Below are 11,775 nucleotides of genomic sequence, written 5' to 3' on the forward strand. Positions count from 1 at the left end.
TCCCGCCGCCCCCGGCTATCGCCCGGCCTTCAGCGCGGCCCCGCGCGCCTTCAGCTCGTCGGCCATCTGCTTGCCGAGCGCCCGCGCCTCCGCCCGCACCTGCCGGAGCTCCTCCTTGGTCGGCCGAACGAACCCGTTCGCCTCCTCGATCCGCACCCCGGCCCGGGCCTGCGCCGCCTCGGCCGCCTCCATCCGCCGATCCGCCTTCACCCGCGCGGCCTCCATGTGATCCGCGACCAGACCCGAGATCGTGTTCTGCGACATTGTCCTTCTCCTTCTGTTGGCCCCGGACCTCGTGTCCGGCTGACAAGAAAGACAATGACCCCCTGCGCTGACAGCCCACCGACAACCGGCTGACAGCGCTGCCGCGTTCGACGACCGTCCCCGCTGGATCTCGACGTTGGCAAACCCCCAGCTGGGGAGGGTGAATTCCCGAAACCCGACACAAAGCGCGCGGTCCGGGTCTTCAATGAAGAGGTGTGCAGGTGGATGGCATACTCCGGCGATCCGATCCTCATCGAGGACCTGCTGTTCCGACCTGTCCACTCCCTGATCGACCAGAGCCTGCACTCGCGCATGGGCGCGACCACCACGAACGGCGACGGTTTCGGCATCGGGTGGTACGGCGAGGGCCCCACGCCCGCGGTCTTCAAATGCATCGAACCCGCGTGGAACGAGCGCAATCTCCAGGAGCTCTCCCGGCAGATCCGTACGCCGCTGCTGTTCGCGCATGTGCGCGCGTCGACGGGCACCCCGGTGCAGCGCAGCAACTGTCACCCGTTCCGGTACGGCAACTGGCTGTGGATGCACAACGGCGCACTGCGGGGATTCTCCGAGGTCAAGCGCGACCTCGCGATGGCCGTCGACCCCGGCCTCTACCGCGACATCGAAGGCTCCACGGACTCCGAGACCCTCTTCTTCCTTGCGCTGACCTTCGGTCTCACCGAGGACCCGTTCGCCGCGGTCGCGCGTGCGGTCGGATTCGTCGAGGAGGTCGGCGCCCGCCACGGCGTCGAGAACCCGGTGCAGATGACGGTCGCGACGACGGACGGCACCTCCCTGTGGGTCTTCCGCTACTCGAGCGAGGGCCGGACGCGGTCGCTGTTCTTCTCGACCGCCATGGAGAAGGTTCGCGCCCTCCACCCGGAGGTGGAAGTACTGCACCAGTTGGGCGACGAGACGCGGTTCGTGGTCTCCGAACCGCTGCGCGACCTCGAAGGCGCGTGGAACGAGGTCCCCGAGTCGTACGCCGGTGTCATCCGGCCCGGCGAAGACGAGATCCGACCGTTCCAGCCGGTGCGCTGATCGCGCCGTCGAACCGCGAGACCGCGTCGCTCACCGGACCGTCTCCTCGGCATGGGTGGCTCCGATCCAGTGCAGCAGCTCGTGGATCGTGTCGTCGGCCAGGCGGTAGCGGACGATGCGCCCGTCCTTGGTGCTGGTCACCCAGCCCTGCTGGCGAAGCAGCCGAAGAGCTTGGGAGACAGCGGTTCCGGACTTACCGACCGCTGCGGCGAGATCGCTGACGCTGATATCGGGCGCGTGGTGCAGGCATACCAGGAGCCGAAGTCGATGGGCATCGGAAAGCAGATCGAAACGACCGGCCCACTGATCGATGCCGACGATATCCAGTCCCGATGCCGCGCGGCTCGCGTGATCGGGATCCAGCGGAAGACTGACTGCCACGTCTCCACTCTGCCGGTCGCGCGTGCGTAGGGCCAGTCTCCGCGCCCATGACTTCACATGTGTTCACATGCGCAGATATCCAGCGTATCGTCTTGGGAGGTGAGCGATTACACAGTGGCCATGCATATGAGCGACGGCATCATCGACGCTCCGACTTCCTTCGTCTTCGTCCTGATCGCCGTCGCCGGAACAGGTTTCGCCGCGTGGCGGGCGCGCGCCGAGCTGGATGAACGTGCCGTTCCCATGGCGGGTCTGGTGGCCGCGTTCATCTTCGCGGTGCAGATGGTGAACTTTCCGATCCTGCCCGGCGTGAGCGGACATCTGCTCGGCGGGGCGCTCGCCGCGATCCTGGTCGGACCATATGTCGGCGCACTGTGTGTCGCGATCGTGCTCGTCGTCCAGGCGCTGCTCTTCGCCGATGGCGGACTGAGCGCGTTGGGCGCCAACGTCACCAATATGGCGCTGATCGGCGTCGCGGCGGGGTACTCGGTCGCACGCCTGATACTGCCGGTGCTGGCCAAGCGAGCCGACTCCGGAATCGCTGTCACCGCCTTCGTCGCGGCATTTGTCGGAACATTCGCCGCCGCAATGGGTTTCGTCGTCGAGTACGCGATCTGTGGTGCGGCGGGGTCGACCGTCCGCGCCGTCGCGGGATACATGTCGATCACCCACGCGCTGATCGGTGTCGGAGAGGGAATCATCACCGCGATCACCGTTGTCGCTGTGGTGAAGGCGCGACCCGATCTCGTCTACCTGTTGCGCGTCACCGGTCGACGCCGAACCGACACGGCTCCGCCGCGCGCGAGACTCTCGACGACCGGGTTCCTGTGGGCGTTCGCGGCGGTCGCGGTGCTCGTCGCGGGCGCGCTGTCCTACCTGGCCAGTTCGCAACCGGACGGGCTCGATGCCACAACCCAACGCGGGTGCACGGTGGTCGAAGTGGACGGCGCCGAAGAACTGCACGGCGAATGCATCGCTCAGAGCGCCAAAGAACATCGGCTCGCGAACTCCCCGCTCGCCGACTACGCGATCGACGGTAACGACGAATTGAGCGGTATCGCAGGCATTCTCGGCGTCGCCGCCGCGTTCGCCGCGCTGTTCGCTCTGCTTCGAACGGTCCGGGCGGGACGGAAGGACCGGACGCCTTCCGGGGAGGGCAAAGCCGCCGTCGCCGGGCCGGAGTCGGCCAGAGGTGAGTGATCACTGGCTGTACCTTCCGGGAAATTCGCCCGCCCATCGCGCGCCGGTCGAAGTGAAGATCGTCTGCGCGGTGATCGCGATCTTCGCTGTCGTCGCGACGCCGCGAGAACTGTTCTGGCCGTTCGGTTGCTACGCACTAGGTCTGGTCGCGCTGTGGTGGTGGATCGGTATCCCGCTGGGGTGGATCGCGCCGCGCCTGCTGATCGAAGCGCCGTTCGTGGTGTTGGCGATACTGTTGCCGTTTGCCGCGGGCGAACCGAGGACGGTCTTCGCCGGGCTGTCGCTGTCGACGACCGGTCTGTACGCCGCGTGGGGAATCGTCGCCAAAGGCACTCTCGGCGTGGGTATCTCGCTGACCTTGGCCGCGACAACGAGCGTCGGCCAGTTGCCCGCCGGGCTGGCCAGGCTGCGTGTGCCCGGTGTGATCGTCATGATCGTGGTGCTCATGCTTCGGTATGTGGATGTGCTCGTGGACGAGGCGGCGCGAATGCGCACGGCCCGAATCTCGCGCGGCGACGACCCGCGCACACTGCGCCAGGCCGGTGCGACGGCTCGAGGCGCGGGCCAGTTGTTCCTGCGGTCCTACGAACGGGGCGAACGCGTACATCTGGCGATGTTGTCGCGCGGATTCGACGGAACGACAACCTATTTCGGTCTCCAGCCGGCAACCCGAACGCAGTGGCTCTTCGGCTTGCTGCCTGCGGCCACCGCGATCTGCGTCTGCCTGAGCGCGTGGGCGGTCCGGTGACCGAGCCGACGACACCCGCGGTGCGCCTGGTCGACCTGACTTTCGCCTATCCCGACGGAACCGGCGCCCTGCACGGCGTGAATCTCGACATCGCCACCGGGGAACGGGTGGCCGTCCTCGGCCCCAACGGTGCGGGAAAATCCACGCTGATGCTGCACATGAACGGAGTCCTCACCGCCGCGTCGGGGGAGGTCCACATCGGCGGAACTCGCTTGGACCGCAACACTGTTCGCAGCATCCGCCAACGCGTCGGCGTAGTCTTCCAGGACCCCAACGACCAGCTGTTCATGCCGACCGTCGAACAGGACGTCGCCTTCGGTCCGGCGAATTTCGGTGTCCGGGGCGAACGGCTCGCCGCGGACGTGCGCGACGCGCTCGCGGCGGTCGGCATGACCGACCGTGCCGATCGCTCCCCGACGCACCTCTCGGTCGGCGAACGCCGCCGCGCCGCCTTGGCCACCGTCCTCGCGTGCAGGCCGGAGGTGCTCGTGCTCGACGAGCCCGCCGCCAACCTCGACCCGGTCGCCCGCCGCGAACTCGCCGACATCCTCCTGACCTTGCCCACAACGATCCTCATGGTGACCCACGACCTGCCCTACGCACAGCGCGTCTGCGAACGCGCGGTGATCCTCGACGCGGGCCGCGTCGTCGCGAACGGTCCGATCGACGAAATCCTCGAAGATTCAGCGCTTCTCGCCAAACACCGCCTGAGCTGAACCCCGCGGGGCTCGCGAAAGCCGGAGTGCGCGCGAATCAGACCGCGAGCACGAGCTTTCCGTTGTTCGCGCCGGTGAACAGCATGTTCAACGTCTCGCCGAAGCGCGCGACCCCGCCCTCGACGACGTGCTCGCGGCTCTTCAGCTTGCCCTCGGCCAGCCATTGCGCGATCTGCTGGACGGCCTCGCCGTAGCGGTCGGCGTAGTCGAACACGACGAAGCCGGTCATGGACGCGCGGTAGACCAGCAGAGACATGTAGCGCGACGGGCCGGGCGCGAGTGTCTCGTCGTTGTACGCCGAGATCGCGCCGCACAGCACCACGCGCGCTCCGCGGCGCAGGTTGGCGAGTGCGGCATCGAGGATCTCGCCACCGACATTGTCGAAGTAGATGTCGATGCCCTTGGGCGCCACTTCCCGCAACCGGCTCAACACCGATTCGTTGCGGTAGTCGATGGCCGCGTCGAACCCGAGCTCCTCGGTGAGCATCCTGCACTTCTCCGGCCCACCGGCGATGCCGATGACGTGCGCGCCTTTGGCTTTCGCGATCTGGCCCACGACACTGCCGACGGCGCCCGCCGCCGCGGAAACCACCACCGTCTCCCCGGCCTGCAACTTCCCGACCTCCAACAGGCCGAAATACGCCGTCATCCCGGGCATTCCGAGCGCGCCGAGCCAGGTGGGTCCTGGCGCTACGGACAGGTCGACGCGCTGGACGCCCCTGCCGTCGCTGACCGCGTACTCGGTCACCCCGAATATGCCGCTCACGGTGTCTCCGACCGCGAAGTCCGGGTGGGTGGATTCCACGACGGTCGCGATATCGAGCGAGCGCATGATCTCACCGATGCCGACCGGCGGAACATACGAGCGCACATCGTTGAGCCACCCACGCATGGCCGGGTCGAGGGAGATGTAGTCGACCTTGACCAGCAGTTGCCCTTCGGCGAGGGCCGGGGTCTCCTCGGTCGTCACGTTCCAGGTGTCGTCGGTGGTCAGCCCGGTCGGGCGCTGCGCGAGACGGACCTGCTGTGTCTTCGGCATGCGTGTTCTCTTTCTGTTCCGTGATGACGTCGAAACCGGAGGTTCGGCAGTCGACCGAAGGGGGCGCGCCCCGGCGTGCTCGATCCAGGCGGCGATTCTTCCGGAGGGTAATTGAAATCGGCGTCAGGTTCAATCAGGGCGGCGACCAGACCGGCTCGTCGGCCGTCGACAGGGTCCGGAACCCCCGCCCGAGACCACCCGCGACATCGACCGGACGTATAAATGCGACATGACTATTCCTGGCACCGACGTCGACGACCATGACGCGCCACCGTCCATGGCGCGCTCGTCGCTGCTGCGGGAGTTGCCGACGACCCAGCGCGGTCTGCGGACCCGCGGGGCGCTGGTCGCGGCGGCGCGGAAGGTGTTCGAGCGAAACGGGTACCTGGACACGCGGCTGGTGGACATCACCAAGGCGGCCAAGTGCTCGTCGGGAACCTTCTACACCTACTTCGCGAGCAAGGAAGAGATCTTCGCGGCCGTGCTGGAAGTGGCCCAGGAGGACATGATGCATCCGGGCATGCCCCGGGTGGCCGAAGACGCCGATCCGGCGCGGATCATCGCGGCGAGCAACCGCGCCTACTTCCTGGCCTACGAGCGCAACGCGAAGCTGATGGGCCTGCTCGAGCAGGTCGCCAATATCGACCCCGAGTTCGCCCGGCTGCGGCGCAACCGCGCGGAGGCGTTCGTCGTCCGCAACGCGCGCAGCATCGAGAACCTCCAGGAGCGGGGGCTCGCCGACGCGGAGCTCGATCCGATGCTGGCCTCGCGCGCGTTGTCCAGCATGGTCAGCCGACTGGCCTTCCACCATTTCGTCGCCGGTGCGGACGAGGTCGATCGGGCGCCGCTCGACGAGGTGATCGACACCGCGACGCGGCTGTGGGTCAACGCTTTGCGCATTCCTTCGGGGGCGTGACCGCCTTCCTGGCGTGACGCGCGATTCGTAGCGCGCAAAAAGCGACTGCCATTCGCCCAGTTCGGGGAGCTTTCGGCCGCACTATTTGAACTTGACGCCGACTTCAGATATACACTTTCGTGGGGAATGGATCGCAGCTCGTCACCCCGCAGTCGGCTCGGCCGTGCCGAGGTATCGCCCGGACATCGCACCGCCGACACCCGTCCTACCGTCAGGAGCCAGGATGTCCCTGTTCGACATGTCCGAACGTGCCTCGAAATATCAGGCGGACCTGCTCGAGTTCATGGATTCGCACGTCTACCCCGCCGAAGCCGTCTACGAGCGGCAGATGCGCGAATCCGGTGATCCGCATTTCCATCCGCCGATCATGGAGGAGCTCAAGGCCGAGGCCCGCCGCCGTGGACTGTGGAATCTCTTCCATCCCCATCCGGAATGGGGGCCGGGACTGACCAACCTGGAATACGCGCCGTTGGCCGAGATCATGGGTCGCAGCCACATCGCGTCGGAGGCGTGCAACTGCAACGCGCCCGACACCGGCAACATGGAGGTCCTGACCCTCTTCGGCACGGACGAGCACAAGCAGAAGTACTTGAAGCCGCTGCTCGACGGCACGATGGCGTCGGCCTTCGCGATGACCGAACCGCGCGTGGCCAGCTCGGACGCGACCAATGTCGAGCTGTCGATGGTCCGCGACGGCGGCGACTACATCCTGAACGGCCGCAAGTGGTTCGCCTCCAACGCGTTGCACAAGAACTGCAAGGTGCTGATCGTGATGGGCAAGACCGATCCGACCGCGGCGCCGCATCGCCAGCAGTCGATGATGGTCGTGCCGATCGACGCGCCAGGCGTCACGGTGATGCGCAACCTGCCCGTCTTCGGCTATCAGGACCGCGAGGGCCACGCCGAGATCGATTTCGCCGACGTCAGGGTGCCCGCCAAGGATGTGCTCAAAGGCGAGGGCGAGGGTTTCGCCATCAGCCAGGCGCGCCTCGGACCCGGCCGTATCCACCACTGCATGCGTTCGATCGGCATGGCCGAGCGCGCGCTGGAACTGCTGTGCAAGCGCGCCCGCTCGCGCAGCACTTTCGGCAAGCCGATCAGCGAGAACGCCAACATCCAGGACTGGATCGCCGAATCGCGGATCGAGATCGAGATGATCCGGCTGCTCACCTTGAAGGCCGCCTATTTGATGGACACGGTCGGCAACAAGGAGGCGCGCACCGAGATCGCCGCGATCAAGGTCGCGGCCCCGCAGATCGCGCTGAAGGTGGTGGACCGCGCGATCCAGGTGCACGGCGCGGCGGGCGTCACCGACGACTTCCCGCTCGCCATGGCCTGGGCGCATCTGCGCACCCTGCGGCTGGCCGACGGCCCGGACGAAGTGCACAAGCGGGCGATCGCCCGGCAGGAGCTTGGCAAGTACCGCACCGTCGAGACCGCCACGAGCAATGGAGTGAAGGCCTGATGACCACCATCGATCTGAGCGGACGTACCGCCATCGTCACCGGTGCCTCGCGCGGTATCGGACTCGCCGCCGCGCAGGCCATCGCCGCGGCGGGCGGCAATGTCGTGCTCACCTCCCGCTCGCAGGACTCCGCGGACGCCGCTGCCGCGCAGGTGGACGGCAACGCGCTCGGTGTCGCCGCGCACGCCGTCGACGAGGACGCGGCGCGCCGCTGCATCGACCTGACGCTGGAGAAGTTCGGCAGCGTCGACATTCTCGTCAACAACGCGGGCACCAATCCCGCCTACGGCCCGGTGATCGGCCAGGATCACGCCCGGTTCAGCAAGACCTTCGACGTGAACCTGTGGGCCCCGATCCTGTGGACCTCGCTGGCCACCGGCGCGTGGATGGGCGAGCACGGCGGCAGCGTGATCAATACCGCCTCCATCGGCGGACTCGGTTTCGAGGCGAACCTCGGCCTCTACAACGCGAGCAAGGCCGCGCTGATCCACCTGACCAAGCAGATGGCGCTGGAACTGTCGCCGAAGATCCGGGTCAACTCGGTCGCGCCCGGCGTCGTGCGCACCCGCCTGGCCGCGGCGCTGTGGCAGGAGCACGAGAATCTGCTGAACGAGCAGACGCCGCTGAACCGGATCGGCGAGCCGGAGGACATCGCCTCTGCGATCGTCTTCCTCGCCTCCGACGCCGCTAGCTGGATGACCGGCGAGACGATGGTGATCGACGGCGGCCAGCGGCTCGGCGACGCCACGATGTTCCGCGGGGGCTCGGCCGATGCCTGAGGTTTCCGACACCGTTGCGATCGATCCGGCGGCGGTGGCCGGTTGGCTCGATTCCCTGGGCATCGAGGTCGACGGGCCGCTGCGCTTCAGCAGGATCGGTCTCGGCCAATCCAATCTGACCTACCTGGTCACCGACGACGTCGACCGGCGCTGGGTGCTGCGTCGACCGCCGTTGGGTCACCTGCTCGCGTCGGCGCACGATGTGATGCGGGAGGCGCGGATCATCGCGGCGCTGGAAGACACCGCGGTGCCGGCGCCGCGCATCCTCGGGGTCGCCAACGATCCGGCCATCTCCGACGTGCCGCTGGTCTTGATGGAGTTCGTCGATGGTCAAGTCGTCGACACGATGGAGATCGCGCGGTCGTTGACGCCGCAGCGGCGCCGCGAAATCGCGCTGTCGTTGGTTCGCACTTTGGCGAAGATCCACGCCGTCGACATCGACGGGGTCGGTCTCGCGGACCTGGCGAGCCACAAGCCGTATGCCCAGCGCCAGCTCAAACGCTGGGCCGGGCAGTGGGAGCGGTCCAAGACCAGGGAGCTGCCCGAACTCGACGACCTGACCCGCAGGCTGGTCGCGGCGATGCCGGAACAGCGCGAGATCACGCTGGTGCACGGCGATTTCCATCTGCGCAACGTCATCGCCGATCGCGAATCCGGTGAGCTCGTCGCTGCTTTGGACTGGGAGCTGTCCACGCTGGGCGAACCGCTGGCCGATATGGGCAGCCTGCTCGCCTACTGGGCCGAACCGGGGGAGGACACCGGCGGTGATTTCCCCGCCTCGGCACTGCCCGGCTTCCCGACCCGCGCCGAACTCGCCGAGGTCTACCTGTCCGAAACCGGGCGCGACCCGGCGGCCTTGCGGTACTGGCACGTGCTCGGACTGTGGAAGCTGGCGGTGATCGCCGAAGGCGTCATGCGCCGGGCGATCGACGAACCGCAGAACAAGGCGGCCGCGGGCACGCCGACCGTCGAGCTCATCGACGCGATCGTGCACAAAGCGATCGAGATCGCGGACGCCGCGGGTATTTGACCGATCCGGCGCAGCGCGCCGCGAGCTCGGACCGCGCCGAGCTCAGCGATCCGCCGATGGCGGCGGATCAGGTACCACCACGAGGAGTTGACGTGAAAGCTTGGCGAGTACACGAACTCGGCCAGCCGCGCGATGTGCTGCGGTTCGAAGAAGTCGCGGACCCGGAGCTCGGCTCGGGGCAGTTGTTAGTGCGGGTGCTCGCCGCACCGGCGAACTTCCCGGACGTGCTGCTGTGCCGCGGCGAGTACCAGATCAAGCCGCCGCTACCGTTCACGCCGGGCGTCGAACTGTGCGGTGAGGTCGTCGCGATTGGTGCGGGGGTCACGCGGTTCGCGGTCGGGGACCGGGTGATCGGCACCCCGAACCTGCCAGGAGGGGCGTTCGCCGAACTGGCGATCGTCGACGAGGGCAACGCGTTTCCCGCGCCGGGCGCGCTCGACGACGCCGAGGCGTCGGCATTGAGCATCGGCTACCAGACCGGCTGGTTCGCGCTGCACCGGCGGACCAGCCTGCGGCCGGGGGAGACCCTGCTGGTGCACGCCGCCGCGGGCGGTGTCGGCAGTTGCGCCGTCCAGCTCGGCAAGGCGGCGGGAGCGACGGTGATCGGCGTCGTCGGCGGCGCGGAGAAGGCCGAGTACTGCCGGTCTCTCGGCGCGGATCTGGTGATCGACCGGCACACCGAGGACTTCCTTCCGGTCGTCCAAGAGTTCACCGGCGGTCGCGGCGTCGACGTCGTCTACGATCCGGTCGGTGGTGACGCCTACGCCAAATCCACCAAATGCATTGCCTTCGAAGGCCGCATCCTGGTGATCGGCTTCGCGGGCGGCACGATTCCCCAGCCCGCGCTCAATCACGCGCTGATCAAGAACTATTCGATCATCGGGCTGCACTGGGGCCTGTACAAGCGGTACGACACCCAGGCCATCGCGGACTGCCACGACGAGCTCACCCGGCTCGCGGCAACCCGGGCGATCAAGCCGCTGATCAGCGAACGGCTCGCCCTCACCGAGGTAGCCGAGGGCCTCGGCCGCCTCGGCGACGGCAGCACCGTCGGACGAATCGTGTTCCAGCCATGACCGCGTCGTCGATCGACCCGCGCGACGCGGTGCTCGTGGATTTCGGCGGCGTCATGACCACGAGCGTGCTCGACGCGTTCCGCGAATTCGGGGCTTCGCTGGGATTTCCCGACCTGCCGATCACCTTGCTGAGCACGGACGAGATCGCGCGAAAGCTGCTGGCGGACCACGAATCCGGTCGCATCGATGCCGAGGCCTTCGACAGCGGTTTCTGCGAACGATTGCGTGCGCACGGCGCCGACGTCGACCCGGCGGGGCTGAGCGCCAGGATGCAGAGCGGGCTGGCCAGGGACGACGCGACAATCGAGCTGATCCAACGGCTGCGGGCCGCAGGGGTTCCGGTCGCGCTGGTGTCGAACGCTTTCGGGCGTGACTGCTACGCCGGATTCGATCTGACCGCGCTCGCCGATGTCGTCGTCATCTCCTCGGAAGTGGGCGTACGCAAACCGTCGCGGCGGATCTACCAGATCGCCTGCGACGGTCTCGGCGTACAGCCGGATCGGGCGGTCATGATCGACGATCTGCGCCAAAACCTGGACGGCGCGGCGCGACTCGGCATCGCCGGGGTACTGCACACCTCGGCCGAGGACACCGGCCGTCAGCTGGCCGAGCGATTCCGCATCGGGTGAACCGCCGCCCGGCTCGCAGCTGAACCCATCGCGCGGTGCGCGGCGTTCGCCGATCAGGATGGCGACGCCGCGCACCGCGGGGTCGAGGGAGGTTATCCGAACTCGAATCGAGTTTGACTTTATGCCCCTGGTCAGGCACTGTCAATAGCCATGCCGGTCCGCTGTGCGCCGCGGCACAGGTCGGTAGCTCCACATCCCCGCCCGAAGGTCGCCAATGAGCCGGTACGAAAACGACATGCTGGAATTCGCCGCCGAATGGGCGCCTTTCGGCGGCAACGACGACGAAGCATTTCTGCGATTCGGCCTCTGCCCGAGGGAATTCCACATTCGCCTGATGCGCCTGCTCGGTTCGCCTGCCGCCCGCGCGCTCGACAATTCGACCGTCGCGAGACTTCGCGACCAGTGCGTCGATCGATTGACCCGCGCGTCGCCGGGGCGACCGATTCGAATCGCGGACCGAAAGCCCCGCACTTCGTAGGGGTGTAGCCGGA

General features: G+C 67.4%; 14 protein-coding genes and 1 pseudogene. 12 read left to right on the plus strand and 3 right to left on the minus strand.

Annotation, left to right across the window (positions count from 1 at the left end):
• Positions 1–15 precede the first annotated feature (15 nt).
• Positions 16–264, minus strand: a complete 249-nt coding sequence (locus CRP45_RS15065) for a hypothetical protein (RefSeq protein ID WP_097245614.1) — start codon at positions 262–264, stop codon at positions 16–18.
• A 225-nt stretch (positions 265–489) separates the two neighbouring features.
• On the opposite strand from CRP45_RS15065, the gene CRP45_RS15070 reads away from it, so the two are divergent.
• The gene (locus tag CRP45_RS15070; RefSeq protein ID WP_097245615.1) at positions 490–1,305 is read left to right on the plus strand and encodes a class II glutamine amidotransferase; all 816 of its coding nucleotides are present in this window, start codon (positions 490–492) and stop codon (positions 1,303–1,305) included.
• A gap of 30 nt (positions 1,306–1,335) precedes the next feature.
• Here the strand turns inward: CRP45_RS15070 and CRP45_RS15075 are convergent, their stop codons facing one another.
• Complete coding sequence (locus CRP45_RS15075) at positions 1,336–1,668, minus strand: ArsR/SmtB family transcription factor (RefSeq protein ID WP_301316260.1); 333 nt, start codon at positions 1,666–1,668, stop codon at positions 1,336–1,338.
• A gap of 75 nt (positions 1,669–1,743) precedes the next feature.
• On the opposite strand from CRP45_RS15075, the pseudogene CRP45_RS34255 reads away from it, so the two are divergent.
• The 4 genes and pseudogenes from CRP45_RS34255 to CRP45_RS15090 all read left to right on the plus strand — a co-directional run.
• A pseudogene (locus tag CRP45_RS34255) lies at positions 1,744–2,454 on the plus strand (energy-coupling factor ABC transporter permease); the annotation flags it as partial.
• Positions 2,443–2,886 (plus strand): PDGLE domain-containing protein, encoded by a 444-nt coding sequence (locus CRP45_RS34260; protein ID WP_218841161.1) that lies wholly within the window; start codon positions 2,443–2,445, stop codon positions 2,884–2,886. The pseudogene CRP45_RS34255 and the gene CRP45_RS34260, both read left to right, overlap by 12 nt.
• A complete protein-coding gene (cbiQ, locus tag CRP45_RS15085; protein WP_097245616.1) occupies positions 2,879–3,634 on the plus strand; it encodes a cobalt ECF transporter T component CbiQ in 756 nt (251 codons plus the stop codon). The genes CRP45_RS34260 and cbiQ overlap by 8 nt, the downstream gene beginning before the upstream one ends.
• Positions 3,631–4,350 (plus strand): energy-coupling factor ABC transporter ATP-binding protein, encoded by a 720-nt coding sequence (locus CRP45_RS15090; RefSeq protein ID WP_097246084.1) that lies wholly within the window; start codon positions 3,631–3,633, stop codon positions 4,348–4,350. Before cbiQ ends, CRP45_RS15090 begins: the two co-directional genes overlap by 4 nt.
• Before the next feature lie 37 nt (positions 4,351–4,387).
• Here the strand turns inward: CRP45_RS15090 and CRP45_RS15095 are convergent, their stop codons facing one another.
• Entirely contained in the window at positions 4,388–5,389 is a 1,002-nt protein-coding gene (locus tag CRP45_RS15095) for an NADP-dependent oxidoreductase (RefSeq protein WP_097245617.1), read from the minus strand.
• 229 nt (positions 5,390–5,618) lie between these two features.
• Here CRP45_RS15095 and CRP45_RS15100 point away from each other — a divergent pair, with 229 nt between their 5' ends.
• The 7 genes from CRP45_RS15100 to CRP45_RS15130 all read left to right on the plus strand — a co-directional run bounded on the left by CRP45_RS15100 (position 5,619) and on the right by CRP45_RS15130 (position 11,762).
• Positions 5,619–6,305 (plus strand): TetR/AcrR family transcriptional regulator, encoded by a 687-nt coding sequence (locus CRP45_RS15100; RefSeq protein ID WP_245910155.1) that lies wholly within the window; start codon positions 5,619–5,621, stop codon positions 6,303–6,305.
• A 223-nt stretch (positions 6,306–6,528) separates the two neighbouring features.
• Positions 6,529–7,770 (plus strand): acyl-CoA dehydrogenase family protein, encoded by a 1,242-nt coding sequence (locus CRP45_RS15105; protein WP_097245618.1) that lies wholly within the window; start codon positions 6,529–6,531, stop codon positions 7,768–7,770.
• Positions 7,770–8,549 carry an SDR family oxidoreductase gene (locus tag CRP45_RS15110; RefSeq protein WP_067788718.1) on the plus strand — a complete coding sequence of 260 codons (780 nt, stop codon included), beginning with the start codon at positions 7,770–7,772 and terminating at the stop codon, positions 8,547–8,549. The genes CRP45_RS15105 and CRP45_RS15110 overlap by 1 nt, the downstream gene beginning before the upstream one ends.
• A complete protein-coding gene (locus tag CRP45_RS15115) occupies positions 8,542–9,579 on the plus strand; it encodes a phosphotransferase family protein (RefSeq protein ID WP_097245619.1) in 1,038 nt (345 codons plus the stop codon). Before CRP45_RS15110 ends, CRP45_RS15115 begins: the two co-directional genes overlap by 8 nt.
• Positions 9,580–9,671: 92 nt before the next feature.
• Positions 9,672–10,655: an NADPH:quinone oxidoreductase family protein gene (locus CRP45_RS15120; RefSeq protein WP_097246086.1), complete on the plus strand. Its 984-nt coding sequence runs from the start codon at positions 9,672–9,674 to the stop codon at positions 10,653–10,655.
• The gene (locus CRP45_RS15125) at positions 10,652–11,284 is read left to right on the plus strand and encodes an HAD family hydrolase (RefSeq protein WP_097245620.1); all 633 of its coding nucleotides are present in this window, start codon (positions 10,652–10,654) and stop codon (positions 11,282–11,284) included. Before CRP45_RS15120 ends, CRP45_RS15125 begins: the two co-directional genes overlap by 4 nt.
• A gap of 214 nt (positions 11,285–11,498) precedes the next feature.
• Complete coding sequence (locus tag CRP45_RS15130; RefSeq protein ID WP_097245621.1) at positions 11,499–11,762, plus strand: DUF3263 domain-containing protein; 264 nt, start codon at positions 11,499–11,501, stop codon at positions 11,760–11,762.
• Positions 11,763–11,775: the final 13 nt, after the last annotated feature.

The sequence above is a fragment of the Nocardia amikacinitolerans genome (genome assembly GCF_900215415.1).
Lineage (GTDB): Bacteria > Actinomycetota > Actinomycetes > Mycobacteriales > Mycobacteriaceae > Nocardia > Nocardia amikacinitolerans.